This is a genomic window from Amycolatopsis sp. NPDC021455 (assembly GCF_040640995.1).
In the GTDB taxonomy this organism is placed as follows: domain Bacteria; phylum Actinomycetota; class Actinomycetes; order Mycobacteriales; family Pseudonocardiaceae; genus Amycolatopsis.
In genome coordinates, this window is sequence record NZ_JBFACT010000030.1 from 11,953 (window position 1) to 32,392 (window position 20,440).

Sequence of the window (20,440 nt, forward strand, 5' to 3'; positions counted from 1 at the left end):
AGACTTTGCCGTGTACCGTGGGAAGGGGGTGGGGATGGAGTTCCGGATTCTCGGGCCGCTGGCGGTGTCGCGCGCCGACGGCCGCCCGGCCGCGCTCGGCGGGCGGAAGCCGCGGACGCTGCTGGCGGCGTTGCTGCTGGCCCGCGGGCGCGTGGTGCCCGACGAACGCCTGATTTCACTGCTGTGGGACGGCGAACGGCCCTCGACGGTCGACGCGCAGGTGTGCACGTACGTCTCCCGGCTGCGCAAGGCCCTGGGCCGCCCGGCGCGGCTCGTCCGGAGCAGTGGCGGCTACCTGCTGACGCCGGGTGGGACCGTCGACGCCGAGGAGTTCGAGCGGCTGGCCTCCTCCGGCCACGACGAGCTGCACGCGGGCCGCCCGGCCCGTGCGGCGGAGCGGTTCCGCGCCGCACTGGAGCTGTGGCGCGGTCCGGTGCTGGCGGGCGTCGCCGAACCGCTCCGCGCGGGCGAGGCGGCGCGGTTCGACGAGCTGCGGCTGACGGCACTGGAGGGCCGGCTCGAAGCGGAGATCGCGTCGGGCGACCACCTGCGGGCAGTGCCGGACGCGACCTCGCTCGTCCTGGATCACCCGCTGCGGGAGCGCGCGCGGGCCCTGCTCATGGCCGGGCTCTGCGCGAGCGGCCGGCCGGCGGACGCGGTGGCGGTGTACCACCGGGGCCGCCGGCTCCTCGACGAGCGGCTCGGGATCGCCCCGGGCCCGACGCTGCGGGCGGCGTACCAGCGGGTGCTGGACGCTCAGGCGGGGTAGGGCGCCGACTGGAAGTCGCGGTCGAGCTCGGCGGGCGAGCGCGGCAGCCAGTACCGGGCCAGTGTGTGGACCTGTTCCCGCGGCAGGCCGGGGTTGACGTGGCGGTGATCGGGTTTCGCGATGGACTGCAGTGCCCAGCCGAAGCCGATCATCGGGTCGATCCGCGCCCACCGGTGCCGGTCGATGCCGAGGACCATCTGCGCGCGCAGGACGGAGTGCCAGAAGTGGTAGCCGTTCGGCGGGTTCCCGTTCATGGTGTGCACTTCCGACTCCTCCGGAGCCCGCCGCGGGTCGAAGAGGACGCCCTGCCCGAAAGCGGCGAAGGCCTTGACCAAGCCGGCTTCGTCACCTCGGTAGAAGCGGTCGAAGTTGTCGAGCTGCAGCGTCGAAAGGGTCTTCAGCGGCCCTTCCACCGGCTTGACGAACTCGGCGTAGTTCTTCGGATAAGCCGGTTCCCGGCTCAGTTCGCGCCACTTCTCGTACAGGCCTTCCGGAGCGTTCTGCTGGATGAAGGGGAAGAACACGGCGTAGGCGTCCTGGACTTCCTGCGACGGGTGGTACAGCGCGATTTCGTCGAGCTGGTACCAGAGTTCGTTGGCCCGGCGGTCCCCGAGCATCCCGGGCACGGGCGGCAACCCGCCGTCGTCGGCGGCGGCGACTCCGGTGCCGGCTCCCATGAGCGCCACCCCGGCCACGGCGGCGGCCCCCACTTTGAGCAGGCTACGGCGATCGAGTGACATGAGTACCCCCTGACGCGGCGGCCCCCTGCCGCCGTCCGCCGCCAAGGTACGGAAGATTTCCATACTTTTTCTGTAAGATCGTTTCCGTGGAAGACAGCCGCGCACTGGAGAACTTGATCGCTTCGTACGCGGCACTGGTCGACGCGGGAGACTTCGCCGGAGTGGGCGCGCTTTTCACGGCGGGGGCGTTCGTGGGCAGCGGCGGCGTGGTGCGAGGCGCCGAAGAGGTCGAGCGAATGCTGCGCGAGTCGGTGATCGTGTACGAAGACGGGACCCCGCGCACGAAACACGTGACGACGAATGTGGCACTCGAGGTGACCGGCTCGACGGCGTGGGGGCGCGCTTACTTCACGGTGCTGCAGGCGCTTCCAGGCTTCCCGCTGCAGACGATCGCGGCGGGCCGGTACGAAGACCGGTTCACCTGTGTCGACGGCCGTTGGCGGTTCACCGAACGCCGGGCGACGGTGGACCTCGTCGGCGACGTCAGCCACCACCTGCGGCGCCGAAACTGATCTCGACCGGCGAGAGAACGATCCTCCCGGAGGGTAAGGTTGTCTCGCTGGGACGCCGTGGGCCGGCGATGGCTCATGGCGTCGGCCGAGCGGGCGGGAGGTGGCCGTGGTGACTCTGGCCGAGGCAGATGTCGGCGGCTGGTTTTCCGACGTACTCCCCGAATGGTCGAAGCTGCTGGCCGCCGCGATTGCCGGGGGGTTCGTCGTCTGGCTCGTGATCAGGACGGAGCGGCATCTGCGGTTGCACCGAGCCCGCCGGTTCTGGAAGACGATCGGGAGCCGGCATCCGTTCCTCGTGCTCGGTGCACCGGATCTCGAACCACTGAGCAGCTGGGAAAAGACCGGGATGGTCGGCAAAGGCGACATTCTCGCGCTGATGGAGGTCGAAGCCCAGCTGCGCCGGCTGGGCTTCTCCGGGCGGATCGTCGAGTCGAAGGAGCTGACGGCCCGGGACCTGGAATCCGACCTGGTGCTCATCGGCGGGCCGGACGGGAACTCCGTGACCGCGACCATGCTGGGAAAACTCGACCAGGCGGTTTCCTACGGGTTCGCGAAGGACCTCGGGCCTGAGCCCGGCGCGGTGTACGACAAGCGATCCAGCCGGGAAATCACCCCGGAGTATGACGATTCCGGGGATCCGACCAACGACTACGGCCTGATCATCCGTTCGGCGAACCCGCTCGCCCCGGAAAAAGCGGAGATCGTCATTCTCGCCGGGTGCTCGGGGTACGGGACCGTCGCCGCGGCCGAAAAACTGAGCGACCAGAAGTTCCTGCAGAAACTGAAGCGATTCCGGCACTTCGAGGTCCTCGTCGAGACGACGGTCGTGCGGGGCGCGCATTACAACACGAAGGTCCGTGATACCCGCGAAATCCGGCGGTCGCCGGCAGAGTGATGCCCGGGTCCCGCGGGACCCGGGCATCGTGCGTCAGCTCAGCAGGTCATAGACCGTGTAGCCGTCGACCGTCGTGGCGGTGAAGTTCGCCGTCACCCACTCGGTGATCTCCGACGAGCCGCCACCCGGCCCACCTCCCCGGCCGCCGTCGATGAAGTACTTGACCTCGCCCGCCGCGACGTACGCCTTGAACTCGTCCAGCGTCGGTGCCGGGTCGGAGCCGCTCCAGCCGCCGATGCCGATCACCGCCTTGCCGCTCGCCAGTTCCAGCGAGGCCGCGCTCTGCGAACCCGTCGTCGCCGCCGCCCACTTCGTCGTCGTCTTGGCCAGCAACGCACCGACTGCGCTCGAAGAGTCATCGAAGCCACCGAAGCCGCCCATGGCGCTCGACGTCGGTCCCGAAGACGGGATAGACCCGCTGTGCGCCACCGAAGCCGTCTCGACGCCGTACGCCGCCGTCGAGACACCCAGAGTCAGAACCAGCGCCGCCGCCACGACCGCCGCGGCGCGGCGCGGCGAAGGGACGCCCATCACCAGCACCGTGCCGACCAGCACGCCGAGCACCGCGACGATCCAGCGCAGCGCCGGGAACCACTCCGGTGTCCGGTCGAGCAGGATGAACGACCACACCGCCGTCACCACGACCATCCCGGCCAGCGCGGCCCGCGGCGCGACGTGCGCCCGGCCCTGCCAGAGCGCGCGGCCCGAAATCGCCACCAGCGCCGCGATCGCCGGAGCCAGCGCGACCGAGTAGTACGGGTGCACGGTGCCGCTCATGAAGCTGAACACCAGCGCCGTCACGACCAGCCAGCCGCCCCACAGCACCAGCGCCGCCCGCGTCCGGTCGGTGCGTGGCGCGCGGCGGGTGAACCAGAGCCCGGCGACCAAGCCGATCAACGCGGCGGGCAGCAGCCACGAGATCTCCGTGCCGAAGCTGGCGCCGAACATCCGGAACAACCCCGTGGAGCCGCCGAACCCGGTGTTGCCGCCCATACCGCCGCCACCCATGCCGCCGTTGCCCTCGCCGCCGAAGATGCGGCCCAAGCCGTTGTAGCCCAAGGCGAGTTCGAGCAGACTGTCCCCTTCGGACCCGCCGATGTACGGCCGCGACGACGTCGGCCACAGGTCGACCAGCGCGATGTACCAACCGGCCGAGACGACCAGCGCGACGACCGCGCCGCCGAGGTGCAGCAGCCGCTTGGCCGGCGACGTCGGCGCGGCGATCAGGTACACCAGACCGAACGCGGGCAGCACCAGGAACGCCTGCATCATCTTCGTCAGGAAGCCGAACCCGATCGCGACGCCGGCCAGCGCCAGCCAGCGCGGGCTCGCCTTTTCCGTGGCGCGCACGACGAAGTAGGCACCCGCGACCATGAGCAGCACGAGCAGCGCGTCCGGGTTGTTGAACCGGAACATCAGCGCGGCGACCGGCGTCACGGCGAGCATCGCGCCCGCCAGCAGACCGGCGACCGGGCCGGCCGTCCGCTTGACCGTGAGATACAGGATCCCGACGGATGCCACGCCCATCAGCGCCTGCGGCGCCAGCACGGTGAAGCTGGAGAAGCCGAAGATCCGCGCGAAGGCCGTGCCCACCCACAGCGCCGCGGGCGGCTTGTCGACGGTCAGCACGTTCCCCGAGTCGAGCGACCCGAACAGCCAGGCCTTCCAGCTCTGCGTGCCGGACTGCACGGCGGCGGCGTAGAACGAGTTGCCGTAGCCGGACGCGGTGAGGTCCCAGAAGTACAGCACGGCGGTCGCGGCCAGCAGCCCGAACGCGGCCGGGCGGACCCAGCGCGGTGGCGCGTGCGCGCCGGACTCCTTGCGGTGCCGGGGTTCGGAAACCGGGGCGGGCAGGACGGCGGTCATCAGTACTCCTTCTGGGTGGTGGCCTGGCGGCGCGGGTTGAACACCCAGCCGCGCAGGAGCAGGAACCGGAGCACCGTGGCGGCGAGGTTCGCCAGCACCAGCACGGTGATCTCCAGAACAAGGCCGGGGGTGGTGGATCCGTTGAGCAGGGCCAGCGACCCGCTGGTGAGCGCGAGCCCGAGGCCGAAGACGAGCAGCCCTTCGAACTGGTGCCGCCCGGCGCCGGCGCGGCCGCGGATGCCGAACGTCAGCCGCCGGTTCAGCGCGGTGTTCCCGACCGCCGTCACCAGCAGCGAGGCGAAGTTCGCCGCCTGCGCGCCGACGACGGTCCGCAGCAGCAGGAACAGCACGAGGTAGGCGAGCGTGCTGCTGACGCCGATGGCGGCGAACCGCACGAGCTGCGTGACGAGCCGCGGCGGCACGCCCGGCGCGTCGACGCCGATCGGCTGCCGGCCGAGCTGTTCGCGCAGCCTGCTGACCGGGATCTCCCCGGTGAAGGTGGCTTTCGTGACGCGGGCGATGCCCCTGAGGTCCGCGGTGGCCGTCTTGACGATGTTGACCGACGAGTTCGGGTCGTCGACCCAGTCGACGGGCACTTCGTGGATCCGCAGCCCGGCGCGTTGGGCCAGGACGAGCAGCTCGGTGTCGAAGAACCACCCGGTGTCCTCGACGTGCGGAAGCAGCTCACGAGCGACGTCGGCGCGGATGGCCTTGAAGCCACACTGCGCGTCACTGAATTTCGCGGCGAGGGTGGAGCGGAGGATCAGGTTGTAGCAGCGGGAAATGAACTCGCGCTTCGGGCCCCGCACCACTCGCGCCCCCCGGGCGAGCCTGCTGCCGATGGCGAGATCGGAGTGCCCGGACAGCAGCGGCGCGACGAGCGGCCCGAGCGCGGCGAGATCGGTGGAGAGGTCGACGTCCATGTAGGCGAGGACGGCGGCGTCGGAGGCCTGCCACACGGCGTTGAGCGCGCGGCCGCGGCCCTTCTCGTCGAGGTGGTGGACGGCCACCTCCGGGAACTCCCGGGCGAGTCTTTCGGCCACTCGCAGCGTCGCGTCGGTGCTCGCGTTGTCGGCGATGGTGATCCGGTACGGGTAGGAGACGTGCTCGGTCAGGTGGTCGTGCAGCCGTCGGATGCACGGTTCGAGGTCGGCCTCTTCGTTGTAGACGGGGATGACGACGTCGAGAACCGGCTGCGGACCGGTCAGATCGACCGGGACGGTCCCGGGCCGCGATGCGGGTGCGGTGGCTGTCATGCGCTCCACGGTCGCGGGTGCCGCTTTGGTGACCGTGTGATCTCTCTGTGCGGTTGCTGTGCGGTGCCCGGCTGACCGGGCACCGCACAGCTCAGCTGTGGGCGCGCAGGGGCACGACCTCACCGGGCGACACGGCCCGGCCGGACTCCTGCCGGAGCGTGGTGGTGCAGATCGTCAGCGTGACCAGTGCGCCGTACTTCGGGTGCCGGTCGACGTAGATCTCCTGGGCGAAGCAGGCGTCCGCCAGGACGTCGCGCCGGGAGTGGATCTGGTCGAACCCGATGCCCGCCGGGCAGAACAGCGAGACCACGACGTCGCCGTCGACCGGGCGGGTCCAGAGGATCGCCGGGCGGCGGCCGTCCACCGTGCAGATCCGGGCACCCGCGAAGGCGGAGCGGAGCCGGTGCTGCACGACGATCGCGCGAAGCCGGCCCCGCAGGTGGCGGCGGGCGGCGCGCCAGTAGAAGACCCAGTTGAACGCCACCACGAGAGCGACCGCCGACCAGACCGGCCCGAGCCAGAGCACGAGGTTGACCAGTGCGTAGGGCAGGAGCGTGACGGCGAGGATCTCGTAGCGCCAGTGGTAGAGCCACAGCAGCGGGTTGGGCCGTTTCACGGGGGCCAGCTGCCGGGCCAGTTCGGGGACGTGGTTGCCGTGGGTCATGACCGTGCTCCTTCGCAGCCGTCGGCGACCGGGGCGGCGGTCGCGGGCGCCCGGCGGACGACTCCGGTACCGGCGCAGGCCGGGCAAGCCGCGCCGTCGGTGAGGCTGAGCCCGTGGCCGCCGCAGGAACTGCAGGCGTGCACGGTGTCCCAGCGGGGATCGCGGTAGACGCGGGTTCCCCCGGGCCCGCGGTGAACCTCCCAGCCGCGCTTTTCGGCGCGGGCGTCTTCCTCGGTGGCGAACAGCCAGGCGCCGAGGCGGTCCAGCAGGCGGTCGAACCAACCACGTTGGCGGGACGTAGGTAGGTCGTGGTCTTGCATCGTGACACCCCCGGAGAGAACGCACGGATTCGGAACGCCGACCCGGTAGGGTCGCCCACGGGCGGCTCGGGGAGGCCGCCGGGCACTGTCGGTAGTGCCCCAGCTGCGCGCGGTCGCGACCGATGCGGCGAAACGGGTGGCCCGCGAGCTGGGGATGCAACCCATTCGGGCGAGTCACGTCGAGTCGGCACCAACGAAGAGTCAGGGATGGGATAAAGTGCGCTCTGTGTCCACATATTGTCACCTCCCTACGTTCGCCTACCTGAGTAGGTAAGGCTGGTGCATAGTGCCTACCTACATTCTAGGTCGACCGCGTCGCGGCCGATAGGTACTGATGTGGTAACGGTGACTGCCGAGGACGTCGGCGCCGAGTTGCGGCGGCTGCGCAAAGCGGCCGGCCAGACCCAGGCGGACGTGGCCCGCATCGTCGGGGTCAGCCGCGCCAACCTGACCCAGTGGGAGACCGGCCGTTACCTGCCATCGGTGGAGAACGCCCGGCTGCTCGACGACCACTTCCGGGCGGCGAACGCGCTGGTGGAGCTGGCCGAAGCGGCCCGATCGCCCGGCCAGGCCGCCGGCGGTGCCCTCGCGACGGGCGGCTCCCTGCTCGAAGTCTTCCGGCGGGCCGGTGCCGGCCTCGCCCACGAGCTCATCCGTGACGAGGACGGCCGGGCGGTCGGCTGGCGGCACAACCTCCAGAAGCGGGGCGAGCACACGACGCTCGCCACGGCCTACGGGATCAGCGCCATGGTCGTGTTGGGCGAACCCTACATCGACCTACATGCGGTCGTCCGCGACCTCTACGAGAAGCGCTCCGAGTTCGGCTGGCAGGGCCGGTCGGCGGGGCGCCGTCCCGAGGTCACGGCGGCGGTCGTGGACGCGCTGTCCCAGACCAGCACCATCCTCACGGCCGAGGAAGGGCTGGAACACCTCGAGCACTCGCTCGACGACTACAGCCGGACTCGGCCCTTTCTGCTCTCCGTCGCGTTGCGCACTTCGGTCCGGCTCGCGCCGGACGCCCCGCTGACCCGGCGCCTGACGGACGACCTCCTCGCGGCCCGGCTCGACTTCGACGGCATCCCGCTCTGGGGCGAGAAGAAGGAGCCCCGGCTGGTGGCGCCCGAACCGTCCCCGGCGCACACCGCCCGGGCCGTCGTGGCTCTACGAGCGCTCCTGCGAGCTGGCGCCGACCGCGCCGACGTCCGGGACGCCGTCGAGATCGGTACGAAATGGCTCGTCGACCGCATCCACCCGGACGACGGGATCATGGAAGACCTCGCCCTCCCGCAACCCGGCGGCCGGGAAGCCGTCCGGGTGAACATCAAGCACTTCACCTCCGCATGGGTCGTCCAGGCCCTGGCCGAGGCACCTCAGGTGCCCGCGGTCCGGCTGAGCCGCGCGCTCGGCTCCTTGTGGGAACGCTACGAAGCCGGTGTCGGCCTGTGGGCCTGGGGCAGTGGCGACCTCCCCATCTGGATGACCCTCGACGCCGTCACGGCCCTGCGCTCGGCTGCGCTGGCCTTCGCGGCACCTCCGTTCCTTCCGCCTGCGGCCGCTGAATAGAGAAGCCCCTCCCACGATGAGCACGACACCGAGGGTCGTCTCCGCCGACGACCACGCCTTCCTGCGACAGCTCGCGGAAACCCTGCGCGGCACCGGATCCCCACCTGGGCTGGCCGAGCTCGCGGCGGCGGCCGAGCACGTCGGCGCCACCCGCGGCGCGTTCACGGCCTGGCTGCGGGACCTGACCGCCGACGACGCGGCGGTCGCCGAAATCGCGAAACGCTCGTACTGGCATCCCAACGGCTTCGCGAAGATCGTCCTGCACACCGGCATCGAACCGGAGTTCCGCGTCCGCCTGCACGTCTGGCCGCGAAGCGAAACGCCGTCTCGCGGCGAATCCAACCCGCACAGCCACCGCTGGGAGTTCGCCTCCCACGTGCTGGCCGGAACCGGGATGCACATGGTGGAGTTCGCGGAGACCACCGAAGGCGGCAAACCGTTCCGCCGGTACCGCTACGGCACCGACCCCGCGAACCCGGCGGCACTGGCCGCCGACGGCGAGGCACGGCTCAAGCGCCGGGCGGTGCCGCACGTCCAGGGCGGCGACGTCTATACGTGCGATACCGCGGTCGTCCACACGGTGCGGCCGATCGACGCCGGGCTCACCGCGACGGTCGTCGTCCAGGGCCCGCGGCGAACCCCCACCACGGTCGTCTACTGCGAGCCGGGAGAAAGCGACGACCAGCCCAACTTCGAGCTCACCGAAGCGGACTTCCACGAACTCGTGACCGCCGTACTGGCGAGTCTCCAGAACGAGGCCGCACGATGACGTTCGTGGAACCACGGGACCAGGTGAGGAAGCGCAGCAGGCCGGGTGTGCTCACCGACCGGGCCATCCGGCGCGCCCTCGCCGCCGGCGAGCTGCGGGTGGACCCGTTCGATCCCGCGCTCGTGCGCCCGGCCGCGCTGAGCCTGCGGCTCGGCCATGAGGCATTCACCCTGGTCACGACGGGGCCGGTGGACGTCGCGGACCGCTCGACCCACCCCGAGCTCGTGGCGAAGGAGCCGGACGCCAACGGGCGGCTGACCGTCGAACCCGGCGAGGTCGTGCTCGCCCCTACGTACGAGAAGATCGGCCTTTCGGCGAATCTGGCCGGACTCGTCGACGGCACCAGCGATTACGCGCGGCTCGGGATCGGCGTCGTGCTGTGCGGGCAGGTCAGCCCCGGCTTCGGCCACGAGACGGGCGCCGTGCTCACCCTGGAAATCGTCAACCACCTCCGGCACCCGGTGCTGTTGTATCCGGGCGCCCGGATCTGCAACTTGATGCTGTTCGCTTCCTCAGGGAGCGAACAGTCCTACGGCACCATGCCGCACAACTATTCGAGTGACCACGCGGTCGTCGCATCCCGATTGGCGGATCATGTCCGGTACCACTGAGCTGTGCCTGGGTGACCTGGGTGAGCGCGGCATCCAGGAACGAGTTCTGCGGCCGCGCTACGGCGGCACCGAAGGGTTCGGCGACGACAGCGCCCTGCTCGGCGCGGTGAGTGCGGGCAGCGAACTCGTCGCGACGACCGACAGCTGCCCGACGCCGCTGGTCAACCTGCTGCGCGAACCGGACCTCTACCACGCGGGCTGGCTGCTGGCCACGATCAACCTGTCCGACCTGGCGGCCGCCGGAGCCGTCCCGCTGGGGCTCGTCGTCAACTACACGTTGCCGAAGGTCACGACGGTACGGGAGTTCGAGCGGCTCCTGGACGGCGTCGACGACTGCTGCGCGGCCCACGGCACCAAGGTCGCCGGCGGTGACATCCGGGATGGCGCGGCGACGCAGCTGACGGCCACCGCGATCGGCCGGTGCGCTCCGGGCAGCAGGCTGCGGCGGACCGGCGCCCGCGCCGGCGACAGCCTGCTGCTGGTCGGATCCCCCGGCTACCTCTGGGCCGCGGCGCTGCTGGAGACCGGAGAGGCGACACTTCCGGAGCCGGTCCGCGAGGAAGTCTGGCAGCGTGCCTGCCGGCCGACGGCCCAGCTGAAGGCGGGCCAAGTACTGGCCGCTCACGGGCTCGCGCGTGCGGCGATGGACGTCTCCGACGGCCTGTTCGCGACGGTCCGCACGCTGTGCGAGGCGAACGGCCTCGGCGCAGCGGTGACGGGCGAGTTCGCCCTCGACGGACCACCGGCGTCGGTGGCCGCGCAGTCCGGGCTGAAACCGTTCGCCCTCGCCCAGACCTGGGGCGACTGGGGACTGGTTGTCGCAGTCCAGGCCGAGGACGTCAAGCTGGTCACGAAGACGCTGCGCGCGGAAGGCGTGGCGGCACAGCAGATCGGCACGTTCACCCCGGACGGCGAGCTCACGGCGGGGACCGGTCCGTGGCGCGGAATCGCCCAGGAAAGGTTTTCGGCGACGAGCTGGCACGGCGGCGAACTGACCACATTGATCACCGACGTCCTCGGCGGCCCGGCTCAGCTGTGAACGCGCAGCGGAACCACGTTGCTCGGCAAGGCTGTCCGGGGTTCACGCGGTGCGTCGGTCGGGCTGATGGTCAGCGTGACGAGGCTCGCGTACCGCGGGTGCCGGTCCACGTACACCTCGGGCACCGAGCAGGCCACCGCGAGCACCATCCGGCGGCGGTGCAGATGCTCGAACGCGTCACGACCGAACAGCGACACCACGATGTCCCCACCGCGCGGCCGTGACCAAAGGATCACCGGGCAGCGGCCGCCCGGCAGGCGCAGCAGCGGGAACACCGCCCGCAACCGGTGCTGCAACCGGACTGCCCGGATCCGGGCACGTACCTGACGACGCCGCAACGCCGCCAGCCCGAGCGCGACGGCAAGTCCCGCCGAAGTCCACAGTGGACCGGCCCAGCTCGCGAACACCACCAAGGACCAAGGGGCCAACGTCACCGCCAGGATTTCCCAGCGCCAGTGGTAGAGCCGGACGGCGAACGACGCCTGCCGACGAGTCATTTCGGTGCTCCTTCCGGTGAACCGGCGGCGGAGAACGCCGCCTGTGTGACGCAGGAGTCGTGCGGTGCCGGCACCGACGACGAGGGCTGCGACGACCGCCAGGCCGGGGGTCATGTCGGAACCCGCGTTTTGGAGGTGGGCTGGTGATCCCGGTCCCGGCCTAGCTGCCAGGTCCAGCGCCAGCCTGCCCAGATCGCGACGCAGGAACCCAGCAGCAGCAGGACGAACGCCTGACCCACCAGGCCGCCGAGCGGTGCCAGGCGCAGCAGCACCAGCAATGCCCACAGCTGGGAAGCGGTGAACGGAATGACGAGCCCGGCCGCGTAGACGCCCCGGCGCCAGCGGCTCTCGTGTGGCGAAGTCGTGTCGGAGATCATGAGTGCCCCTCCTTCTCAGCGGTTCCAGCAAACCTCCGGTCGGCGTCCGGCTTTGTGTCAGGCGGCACATACCCCCGGATTCAGTGCGCCAGTTGCCGAAGTTCAGCCGGGCGGTGGATCGTCACCCGTCCCCGGCCGGTGCTGATGACCCCCCGCTGCCGGAGTTCTCGTGTCGCGCGGGCCCAGGACCCGCGGGACAGTGCCGCAGTCATCGCGAGTTCCGCCTGGGTAGCGGGAATCGTGATTTCGACCGTCCCGTCGTGGTACACACCCAGCTGCACCGCGAGCAGCATCAGCTGCGCCGCGACCCGCCGGATCGCGGCGCCGCCGGTCATTTCCAGCCAAAGGCGGCCGACGCCCCGCAGACGTGCGCTCAACACCACCACGAGCGCCCAGGAGACGCGCGCATCCCGCTGGCACAGTGCCACGAACCGGCTGCCGGGCACTTCGAGTGCTTCGACATCCCCCAGCGCCTCGACCGTCGCCGACCGCGACCGGTCATCGATCGCGGCGAGCTCGCCGACGATGTCGCCCGCCCCGCGGACGCCCACCATGACCTCTCGTCCGTCAGGGGTCACGCTCATGATCCGAACGTGCCCGGACAGCAACACCAGCACATTCCTCGACGAGTCGCCTTCACGGCAGAGCCGGTCGGCGCGGCGGAAACTCCGCGGCGTGGCCAGCGCGTCCAGCGCCCGGCGGCCGTCATCGCCGAGGATGGCCCGGAATCCATCGCTTCGCATTGCGGCGTCACCTCCCCTGAGGCCCGGCTACGCGGTCATGCCTGCCAGTGGTGCTGCCGCCTCGGGCGTGTAGAGCCAGCCGCGAAGCCGTTCTTTGCCGAGCTTGAAGTGGACGGCCAGCGTGAAGGAGCTGCGGTCGATCCCGGGATAGCCGTGCCGCACAACGGATCGGTGGATCTCTTGGGACACCACCAAGGCGAGCGGCCGGGCGGTCTCGCGCAGTCGGCGTTTGAGCTCGGGGGAGTCGACCAGGCGGCAGGCGATGTCGACGTCCTCGCCGTAGGAGGCCCGCGAGTCGCGGTGCACCTCACCGGCATGAACGGCGACGCGCAGCTGGAAGGCCAGCTCGGGCCGGCTTTCGGCGTGCTCGGCGAGCAGTCCGGCCAGCGCCGGAACGACGTTGGTGAGCAAGAGCGTCTTGGGGAGCTGATCATGCGGCCGGATGAGGCAGAGAGCCCCATCCCCCCGGTCGACGAACGGATCCCGGTGCTTCCGGCCGATCCCGCCGGCGGCGAGCGCTTCGTCGAGCAGCTCGTAGAGGACGATCCGGAGCTGGGAACGCACCGAGTTCGTCCGGTCGGTCGAATGTGCGATGTCGACCGCCATGATGGCCCGGTGCCGGGGTAAATCAGCCGAGATGTCCATGATCCGCTCCTGCCTTCAGGTTAGAACTGAAGTTCAGTCAACTTGACTGTAGGACTCTGTAATGCCCACGGACAACGGCGGCTATGCGGGTTGTTATCGGTTCGGTGCCTAGGGTATCCCCCCTTCGGGTACGGTTCAGCGTCGGCTTCGGCGTGGGCACTCGCGGAGGCCCAGGTAGGCAAGCGTAAAGTTCTTGCCCTTACCTACCTCTACTGAACTACACTGAACTTCCCTGAAGGGTGGCTGGTCATGTCCTCAGCGAAGCCGCGGCCTGCGCTTGCGCGCCGCCTGCGCGCGCTGAGAGAGGATGCAGGGATCACCCAGGCTCAGCTCGCCCAGGCTCTCGGCGAGGGGAAGCCGCTCAGCATCTCGCTCATCTCGTCTTGGGAGAACACCGAGAAGCCGGTCACCCCGCCGGTACATCGGTTGAACGCCTACGCAACACTGTTCGCGAGCCCGCTGAAGATGAACGGTGACGTTGTTCTGCCTGTCGGACAGCTGACGGACGTGGAACAAGTACGCCGTAAGGACCTGCTGGACGAGTTGCTCTGGTTGCGCGACGAACGAGAGTTCACCGCGCCGCTTCCCGCTCAGACCGACTTCTGGCAGTTCGGGGAAGACGAGGACATCACCATCGTCTGCGCCCAACTCCCGGAGGAGTACCGGCGGAATCTCACCTACGCGGACCCCGAGAACGCCGACTACGTCTTGCTGTACACCTACGCCGACCCGGACGCGTTGATCGAGCTGTTCGGTCACATCCGGTCACGCAATCCCGACAACCACGTCAAGTTCCTGACCGTCGGGGAGCTGAAGGCCGACGACTACACGGCACACCTGGTCCTGCTCGGCGGAGTGGACTGGAACACCGTGACCAGGAATGTGATCGATCGGGCCAAGCTACCGGTGCAGCAGGTCGCTCGCGAGGACGAAGCCGAGCACGGTGGTTTCCGGGTGGAACAGGGTGGTCACAGCCGCCTGTTCGCACCGCGGCTTGACGCTGACGGGCATCTACTGGAAGACGTAGCGCACTTCTACAGAAGCGTCAGTCCGTTCAATCGAGAGCGCACCGTTACGGTGTGCAACGGCATGTACGGCCGCGGCACGCTTGGCGCAGTCCGGGCGCTCACCGACGCACGCTTTCGTGATCGGAATTGGGAATACCTGCAGGGTCGCTTCGGTGACGCCAAAACCTTCAGCGTGATCAGCCGTGTGCCCGTCGTCGGCGGGCAGGGGCTCACCCCGGACTGGACTGTCGAGGAGAACAGGTTGCACGAGTGGCCCGAGGCCGGCGCATGAGCGAGGACGAGCGGCAGCATCCCTCGCATCAGGGGCTGCTGACTCACCCGGACGGCAATAGCGCTTTGCGAGCAAAGCTGGACGCGATCATCGTGCCCAATGGCCGCACATCGCCGTACCTGAGGCAAGCCATCGACGCGGCAAGACAACTTGATGCGCACCTGTTGCTGCTGTGCAGTCTGCGGGCCGATGCTACACGGGCTGCGGCTTATGCTAGCCGTGCCGGCGTCCGGGTCACAGCGATCGATGTCCGAGGGTTGGCTGAATGGGGCATATTCAAGTTCGATACGGATCGGCTGCTTCAGTCCACTCGGTTCCGCCGGAACGTCGACACCAGCCTCAAACGGAACCTTGGCCTGTCCGTCGCGGCACTCACGGGCTGGAGACGGATCCTCTTCCTGGACGACGATATCGTGTTACCCGACCTGGATGATCTCGAAGCAGCGGCCGGAATGCTCGGCCAACATTCGGTCGTCGGGCTGAGAAACGGCGGTATGCCAGACAACTCCGTGGTGTGCCACGCACTAAGGGACGTTGGTGTCGCCCAAGCCACGTTCATCGGTGGTGGCGCGCTCGTCGTGGGCGAGGCCGCGTTCGATTCGTTCTTTCCCAACATCTACAACGAAGACTGGTTCTTTCTGCTCGATGGGGTGGGGCTGCGGCGTTCGGCGGCCATGGGCCTGGCGATCCAGCAACCCTACGATCCTTACCGTGACGCCCGGCGTGCCCGTGGCGAAGAGCTGGGGGACACCCTTGCCGAAGGAGTGTTCGGCCTGCTGGACAGCGGTTTCGCTCTCTCGGACGCTGACGAGAAGTACTGGAGCGCTTTCCTGCCCAGCCGACGGCGCATCATTCGCCGCACCATCGAACGCGTGGAGTCGTCGGCGATCGAACCAGCCCAGAAAGAGCGGATGATCGTCGCGCTCAAGGCGGCGATCGGGCGAAGCCACCTCATCACCCCGGAGCTATGCGTTGGCTATCTGCGCGCCTGGCAGGATGACAGCGATCGCTGGCGTGATGACATGTTGGGATCGCGTCGAGACGGTTCGAGCGTCGACGCTGCGCTCGAGAGCCTCGGTATCGACCACACCCGCGTCCATCGCGGTGCCGCTATCGGCGTGTAGTGCCGTTCGAACGAATCTTTTGCGCGGGTATGACCGGCAGGAGATCCTTGACCAAGACGTGACACAGCTCGGCCTCCTCTTGGATCCGGCCGTCCGGCGAGGTCGTCCGCGCGTAGCAGACGACCTCGCCGTGACCCCAGTCCACATAACCCAGCCGTCGATACAGCTCCCTTGCTCGGGTGTTGTCGGTGCGGACCGCCAACGCGACCCGCTCGTACCCTTCTTCCATCAGGTACCGCTCGACCGTACCGACCAGTGCGCTCCCAATGCCGCGGTTACGCAGCTCGCTGTGTACCTCCAGATGGGTCAACAGCGGTACTCCGGGCAGATGCCACTGGATCGGCTTCTCCTCCGCCCGTTCCAGCCACAGGTAGACGTCGCCGGCCGGGCGGTCGCCCAGCCAAGCGACGAACAGGGCGCCCCGGCCGTTTCGCTGGCGGCGTAGCCGGTCGATGAAGAATCCGTGGTCACCCAAGGCTCTTGCGAACGGAAACACGTCATCTGCGCGGGCCGGCCTGAAGTCGGGCTCGGTCACGGCAGGTACTCCTGTTCGCCGGGGCCCCATCATTTTGCCGGACGCGACAGCTCTTTGACCAGGGAGCTTTCGTCGGTCAGCCGGTCGTAGTGAGGTTGTAGACCGTTACCCCGTCCACAGTAGACGACTGGAAGTGCGCGGCCACCCACTCCGCGATCTGCTGGGCCGCGTCCGAGCCGCTGTTGCCCTGCATCGCCATGCCCTCGCCCAGGAAGTAGTGGATCTGCCCGGCCGCCACGTACTGCTGGAACTGCTCCAACGTCGGATACGGATCCGTCCCGTTGAACCCGCCCACGGCCATCACCGGGGCGCCGCTCGCCAGCTGGTAGCCCGCCGCCGCGTTCGACAGGACCGTTGCCGCTGTCCAGGTGTAGTGGGAAGCGTCCTGCTGGAGCAACGCAGTGAGCGAAGCGCCCGGCAACGTCGTCGAAAGCAGAGAACCAGGGCCGCCGCGGAAGCCGCCCGGGCCGCCAGGACCACCGAAACGGCCGCCGAAGCCCGAAGACGGCCCGGCCGAGGGGATTGCGCCGCTGTGGGTGGTCGCCGCCGTTGCCAGTGTGTACGCGCCCGTGCCGGCCAGCAGGACCACCAGTGAAAACGCCGCCACGAAACCGGCCGCCCAGCGGGTCAGGTGTGCTGCGAAGAACAGCGCCACTGCCGCCAGCAGGCCGCCCACCAGCACCGTCGGGGCCAGCCACGGCTGCCACGACGATCCCGACAGCACCAGGTACGCCGTCAACGCCGTCAGCGCCACTCCGCCGCTGAGCAAGCCCGATGCCGAGGCGTGCGAGCGGAGGCGCCACAGCTGGGCCGCCGCCGTTCCCACCAACGCTCCCACCGCCGGGGCCAGCGCCACCGTGTAATACGGGTGGATGATTCCGCCCATATAGCTGAACACCAACGCCGTCACCAGGAGCCAGCCGCCCCACAGCAGGAGGGTTGCCCGCGAACGGTCCGTGCGCGGGGCCGAGCGGGTGAACCACAGGCCTGCTGCCAGTGCCAGCACGGCCGCGGGCAGCAGCCAGGCGATTCCGCCCGCCATCTCGCTCCCGAACAGCCTGGTCAGGCCCGTCGAGCCCCAGCCTCGGCCGGCGCCGCCGCCCACGCTGCCTACCTCGTCGCCCGTGATGCGGCCGAAGCCGTTGTAGCCGAAGATCAACTCCCACAGGGAGTTCGTCTGGGAGCCGCCGATGTACGGGCGCGAAGCCGCCGGCCACAGCGCGACGACCAGCAGGTACCAGCCCGCCGCCAGCAACGTCGCAACAAGCGCACCCAGCAGGTGCAGCAGCCGCTTGCCCAGCGAGACCGGCGCGGCGACCACGTAAGCGAGAGCGAACGCCGGCAGCACCAGGAACGCCTGCAGCATCTTGGCCAGGAAAGCGAAGCCGACCGCGACGCCGGCCAGTGCGAGCCAGCGCGGGCTCGCCTTTTCCAGAGAACGGACCACGCAGTACGCGCCCGCCACCAGGAGCAGCACCAGCAGCGCGTCCGGGTTGTTGAACCGGAACATCAGCGCGGCGGCGGGCGTCAGGGCCAGCACCAAGCCGGCGACCAGTCCCGCGGCTGGCCCGGACGTGCGGCGGACCGTCGCGTACAGCAGCCAGACCGAACCCACGCCCATCAGCGCCTGCGGGACCAGGATGCTCCACGCGTTGACCCCGAACAGCCGGGCCGACAACCCCATCACCCACAGCGCCGCCGGGGTCTTGTCGACCGTGATCGCGTTCGCCGCGTCGCTCGAGCCGAAGAACAGTGCCTTCCAGCTCTGCGAGCCCGCCTGGGCCGCCGCCGAGTAGAACCCGTTGGCCCAGCCCGACGCTCCGAGGCCCCACAGGTAGAGCACGGCCGTGCCCAGCAGCAGGACGGCCAGGGCGGGGCGGTGCCACGAAGCGCCGGCAAGCGGAGATGGGGTCACAACGGTTTCGCGCGAGGCGAGAGCGGTCATGAGATCAGCTTCCGGTGCCGAGCTGGGGCCGGGTTGTGCCGACGCTGTGCACCCGCTGTGCGGGGACGGCCACGGGGAGGCGCACCGCGAACTCCGTCCGGCCCGGACGGCTGTGCACCTCGATCGTGCCGTGGTGGGCGACGACGACCGCGGACGCGATCGCCAGGCCCAGCCCGGTGCTGCCGGCGGTACGGGACCGCGAGGAGTCGCCGCGGGCGAACCGCTCGAACACGTCCGGCAGCAGGTCCGGCGGGATGCCGGGGCCGTTGTCGGTCACCGTGAGCACGCTGTTGCCGTCGGCCGAGCGCGTCAGCGCCGTCACCACCGTCGTGCCGGGCGGGGTGTGCGTGCGGGCGTTGGCAAGGAGGTTCGCCAGCACCTGGTGCAGGCGCTGGACGTCGCCGAGCACGAGCACCGGCTCCGGGGGCAGCTCCAGCAGCCACCGGTGCTCGCGCCCGGCGACCCGGGCGTCGCCGACCGCGTCCGCGACGAGCCGGGTGAGGTCGACCTCGCGCACGTCGAGCGGGCGGCCCGCGTCGAGCCGCGCCAGTAACAGCAGGTCCTCGACGAGCGCCGTCATCCGGACGGCCTCGGACTGGATCCGGCCCATCGAGTGCGCGACGTCCGGCGGCACCAGCGCGCTGCCCCGGGCGGCCAGCTCGGCGTACCCGCGGATCGCGGCCAGCGGCGTGCGCAGCTCGTGGCTGGCGTCCGCGACGAACTGGCGGACGCGGATTTCGCTGTCGTGGCGTGCTTCGAGGGCTTGGGCGACGTGCCCGAGCATCAGGTTCAGCGCCGAGCCGACCTGGCCGACCTCCGTCCGCGGGTCGGTGTCGGCCTCGGGGACGCGGATGGACAGCGCGACCTGGCCGCGGTCGAGCGGCAGCTCGGTGACGCGCCCGGCGGTGGCCGCGACGCGGTCGAGCGGGCGCAGCGTGCGGCGGACCGCGAACGCGCCCAGGAAGGCCGCGCCGAGCACGCCCGCGGCGGCCACCCCGAACAGGATCAGCCCGACCGTGAGCAGCGTGTCGGTGACCGGCTTCATCGGCAGGCCGGTCACCACGACCTCGGACGTCCCGGCGACCGGCAGCGCCATCAGCCGGTACTCGCCGAGGTTGTCGAAGGACATCGTGTGCGGCTTGCCGTCGGCGGGCACCGACAGCATGACGGCCTGCTGGGCCGCGGTCAGGTTCAGCGGGCCGCCGTGCTCGGAGATGCTGTCGTCGCGGACGAGCAGCTGTCCCGAGAAGGTGGCGCTCACCGTGCCGACGTTCTGCCCGAGCGGGTGCTGGCCCTTCCGGTCCGGCGGCGGGCCGCCGTCCGGTGGCCGGGCGTTGCTCGCGAAGACCAGTGAGCGGTTCGCCGCGGCCGACAGCTGCTGGTCGATCTGGCGGGTCAGGAACAGATCGAGCGCGAACTCGCTGACCACCCCGACGATCAGGCACACCAGGGTGAGCAGCACGACCACCGAGCCGGTCAGTTTCGCGCGCAGCGAAAGCCGCCCCCGGCGGGGGCGTGGCGGGATGGTTCGCGCGGCCATGGAGCCAGCGTCGGTCCGTGCCGTGTGTGCGGCTTGTGCGCTGCCTGTGAGGCCGCTGTGTGGTGCCGGCCGGTGCCCGATATTTCCGGTCACAGGAACGGCTGACGGCAGGCACAGTGCGCGCACAGCCGGTGACCCCACCGTGGATCGCACCGAACGATCTCGTTGAGGAGCACCAGATGACCACACCGCAGGCACCGTCCACTCCGGAACAGACGTGGGGCGCGGCGCCCGCGCCGGGCACGCCCCCGCGGCCGGGCTGGTCGCCGGGCCGGAAGATCGCCGCGGGCGCCGTCGCGGCGGTGATCGTGGCCGGCGGGGGAGCGGCGGTCTGGGCCGCTTCGTCGTCGTCGGCCGCGACGGATACCCAGGCGGGGCCGGGCGGCATGACCGGCGGCCCGCGCGGCGGCGGCCTGGGCGCGGCCCTGCACGGGGAGTACGTGGCGTCCGACGGCAACGGCGGCTACGTCACGAAGATCATGCAGACGGGCGAGGTGACGGCGCTGAGCGCGACGTCGCTGACCGCGAAGAGCGACGACGGGTTCTCGAAGACGTACACGATCACGTCGGATCAGGCGACGGGCCTGGCGACCGGCGACACCGTCACGGTGGTGGCCACGGAATCCGGTAGCACGGCGACGGCGACCTCGGTGACCGACGGCGAGGCGGGAGGGCCGGGCGGCGGCCAGGGCACGCCGCCCTCGGGCGCACCCACCCGCACCGGCTGAGCC

Annotated in this window: 22 protein-coding genes; 10 read left to right on the top strand and 12 right to left on the bottom strand. The window is 70.0% G+C overall.

Annotated features, from left to right (window positions below; all coding sequences use genetic code 11):
- Positions 1 to 34: 34 nt before the first annotated feature.
- A complete protein-coding gene (locus tag AB0G28_RS28335) occupies positions 35 to 769 on the top strand; it encodes an AfsR/SARP family transcriptional regulator (RefSeq protein ID WP_361095363.1) in 735 nt (244 codons plus the stop codon).
- Here AB0G28_RS28335 and AB0G28_RS28340 read toward each other — a convergent pair.
- The gene (locus AB0G28_RS28340; RefSeq protein WP_361095366.1) at positions 757 to 1,479 is read right to left on the bottom strand and encodes a hypothetical protein; all 723 of its coding nucleotides are present in this window, start codon (positions 1,477 to 1,479) and stop codon (positions 757 to 759) included. The two genes, AB0G28_RS28335 and AB0G28_RS28340, sit on opposite strands and share 13 nt — an antisense overlap.
- A 116-nt stretch (positions 1,480 to 1,595) precedes the next feature.
- Here AB0G28_RS28340 and AB0G28_RS28345 point away from each other — a divergent pair, with 116 nt between their 5' ends.
- Positions 1,596 to 2,021, top strand: coding sequence for a nuclear transport factor 2 family protein (locus tag AB0G28_RS28345; protein ID WP_361095369.1), 426 nt, complete (start codon positions 1,596 to 1,598; stop codon positions 2,019 to 2,021).
- Between the two features lie 109 nt (positions 2,022 to 2,130).
- A complete protein-coding gene (locus AB0G28_RS28350; RefSeq protein ID WP_361095372.1) occupies positions 2,131 to 2,916 on the top strand; it encodes a hypothetical protein in 786 nt (261 codons plus the stop codon).
- A gap of 33 nt (positions 2,917 to 2,949) precedes the next feature.
- Here the strand turns inward: AB0G28_RS28350 and AB0G28_RS28355 are convergent, their stop codons facing one another.
- The 4 genes from AB0G28_RS28355 to AB0G28_RS28370 form a co-directional block, all read right to left on the bottom strand.
- The gene (locus tag AB0G28_RS28355) at positions 2,950 to 4,782 is read right to left on the bottom strand and encodes a glycosyltransferase family 39 protein (RefSeq protein ID WP_361095375.1); all 1,833 of its coding nucleotides are present in this window, start codon (positions 4,780 to 4,782) and stop codon (positions 2,950 to 2,952) included.
- A complete protein-coding gene (locus AB0G28_RS28360) occupies positions 4,782 to 6,038 on the bottom strand; it encodes a bifunctional glycosyltransferase family 2/GtrA family protein (RefSeq protein WP_361095378.1) in 1,257 nt (418 codons plus the stop codon). Before AB0G28_RS28360 ends, AB0G28_RS28355 begins: the two co-directional genes overlap by 1 nt.
- A gap of 91 nt (positions 6,039 to 6,129) precedes the next feature.
- On the bottom strand, positions 6,130 to 6,702 hold the full coding sequence (locus AB0G28_RS28365) for a hypothetical protein (protein ID WP_361095381.1): 573 nt from the start codon (positions 6,700 to 6,702) through the stop codon (positions 6,130 to 6,132).
- Positions 6,699 to 7,022: a hypothetical protein gene (locus AB0G28_RS28370; protein WP_361095384.1), complete on the bottom strand. Its 324-nt coding sequence runs from the start codon at positions 7,020 to 7,022 to the stop codon at positions 6,699 to 6,701. The genes AB0G28_RS28365 and AB0G28_RS28370 overlap by 4 nt, the downstream gene beginning before the upstream one ends.
- 345 nt (positions 7,023 to 7,367) lie before the next feature.
- Here AB0G28_RS28370 and AB0G28_RS28375 point away from each other — a divergent pair, with 345 nt between their 5' ends.
- The 4 genes from AB0G28_RS28375 to AB0G28_RS28390 are packed head-to-tail and all read left to right on the top strand — an operon-like array spanning position 7,368 to position 11,004.
- Entirely contained in the window at positions 7,368 to 8,585 is a 1,218-nt protein-coding gene (locus tag AB0G28_RS28375) for a helix-turn-helix transcriptional regulator (RefSeq protein WP_361095387.1), read from the top strand.
- A 16-nt stretch (positions 8,586 to 8,601) separates the two neighbouring features.
- A complete protein-coding gene (locus tag AB0G28_RS28380; RefSeq protein ID WP_361095390.1) occupies positions 8,602 to 9,354 on the top strand; it encodes a hypothetical protein in 753 nt (250 codons plus the stop codon).
- The gene (gene dcd / locus AB0G28_RS28385) at positions 9,351 to 9,965 is read left to right on the top strand and encodes a dCTP deaminase (RefSeq protein WP_361095393.1); all 615 of its coding nucleotides are present in this window, start codon (positions 9,351 to 9,353) and stop codon (positions 9,963 to 9,965) included. Before AB0G28_RS28380 ends, dcd begins: the two co-directional genes overlap by 4 nt.
- Complete coding sequence (locus AB0G28_RS28390; protein WP_361095396.1) at positions 9,949 to 11,004, top strand: thiamine-phosphate kinase; 1,056 nt, start codon at positions 9,949 to 9,951, stop codon at positions 11,002 to 11,004. Before dcd ends, AB0G28_RS28390 begins: the two co-directional genes overlap by 17 nt.
- Here the strand turns inward: AB0G28_RS28390 and AB0G28_RS28395 are convergent.
- From AB0G28_RS28395 to AB0G28_RS28410, 4 genes are all read right to left on the bottom strand, one after another.
- The gene (locus AB0G28_RS28395; protein ID WP_361095399.1) at positions 10,995 to 11,501 is read right to left on the bottom strand and encodes a hypothetical protein; all 507 of its coding nucleotides are present in this window, start codon (positions 11,499 to 11,501) and stop codon (positions 10,995 to 10,997) included. The two genes, AB0G28_RS28390 and AB0G28_RS28395, sit on opposite strands and share 10 nt — an antisense overlap.
- Positions 11,502 to 11,611: 110 nt before the next feature.
- Positions 11,612 to 11,878 carry a hypothetical protein gene (locus AB0G28_RS28400; RefSeq protein ID WP_361095401.1) on the bottom strand — a complete coding sequence of 89 codons (267 nt, stop codon included), beginning with the start codon at positions 11,876 to 11,878 and terminating at the stop codon, positions 11,612 to 11,614.
- An 80-nt stretch (positions 11,879 to 11,958) separates the two neighbouring features.
- The gene (locus tag AB0G28_RS28405) at positions 11,959 to 12,621 is read right to left on the bottom strand and encodes a Crp/Fnr family transcriptional regulator (protein ID WP_361095404.1); all 663 of its coding nucleotides are present in this window, start codon (positions 12,619 to 12,621) and stop codon (positions 11,959 to 11,961) included.
- Between the two features lie 27 nt (positions 12,622 to 12,648).
- Positions 12,649 to 13,266 carry a hypothetical protein gene (locus AB0G28_RS28410; RefSeq protein ID WP_361095407.1) on the bottom strand — a complete coding sequence of 206 codons (618 nt, stop codon included), beginning with the start codon at positions 13,264 to 13,266 and terminating at the stop codon, positions 12,649 to 12,651.
- Between the two features lie 249 nt (positions 13,267 to 13,515).
- Here AB0G28_RS28410 and AB0G28_RS28415 point away from each other — a divergent pair, with 249 nt between their 5' ends.
- Both AB0G28_RS28415 and AB0G28_RS28420 read left to right on the top strand, forming a co-directional pair.
- Positions 13,516 to 14,565, top strand: coding sequence for a helix-turn-helix transcriptional regulator (locus tag AB0G28_RS28415; protein ID WP_361095410.1), 1,050 nt, complete (start codon positions 13,516 to 13,518; stop codon positions 14,563 to 14,565).
- The gene (locus AB0G28_RS28420; RefSeq protein ID WP_361095413.1) at positions 14,562 to 15,689 is read left to right on the top strand and encodes a hypothetical protein; all 1,128 of its coding nucleotides are present in this window, start codon (positions 14,562 to 14,564) and stop codon (positions 15,687 to 15,689) included. The genes AB0G28_RS28415 and AB0G28_RS28420 overlap by 4 nt, the downstream gene beginning before the upstream one ends.
- Here AB0G28_RS28420 and AB0G28_RS28425 read toward each other — a convergent pair.
- From AB0G28_RS28425 to AB0G28_RS28435, 3 genes are all read right to left on the bottom strand, one after another.
- A complete protein-coding gene (locus tag AB0G28_RS28425) occupies positions 15,676 to 16,224 on the bottom strand; it encodes a GNAT family N-acetyltransferase (RefSeq protein ID WP_361095416.1) in 549 nt (182 codons plus the stop codon). The two genes, AB0G28_RS28420 and AB0G28_RS28425, sit on opposite strands and share 14 nt — an antisense overlap.
- 76 nt (positions 16,225 to 16,300) lie before the next feature.
- Entirely contained in the window at positions 16,301 to 18,169 is a 1,869-nt protein-coding gene (locus AB0G28_RS28430; RefSeq protein WP_361095419.1) for a glycosyltransferase family 39 protein, read from the bottom strand.
- Between the two features lie 4 nt (positions 18,170 to 18,173).
- Complete coding sequence (locus AB0G28_RS28435) at positions 18,174 to 19,709, bottom strand: HAMP domain-containing sensor histidine kinase (RefSeq protein WP_361095422.1); 1,536 nt, start codon at positions 19,707 to 19,709, stop codon at positions 18,174 to 18,176.
- A 179-nt stretch (positions 19,710 to 19,888) separates the two neighbouring features.
- Here AB0G28_RS28435 and AB0G28_RS28440 point away from each other — a divergent pair, with 179 nt between their 5' ends.
- Positions 19,889 to 20,437, top strand: a complete 549-nt coding sequence (locus AB0G28_RS28440; protein WP_361095425.1) for a hypothetical protein — start codon at positions 19,889 to 19,891, stop codon at positions 20,435 to 20,437.
- Positions 20,438 to 20,440: the final 3 nt, after the last annotated feature.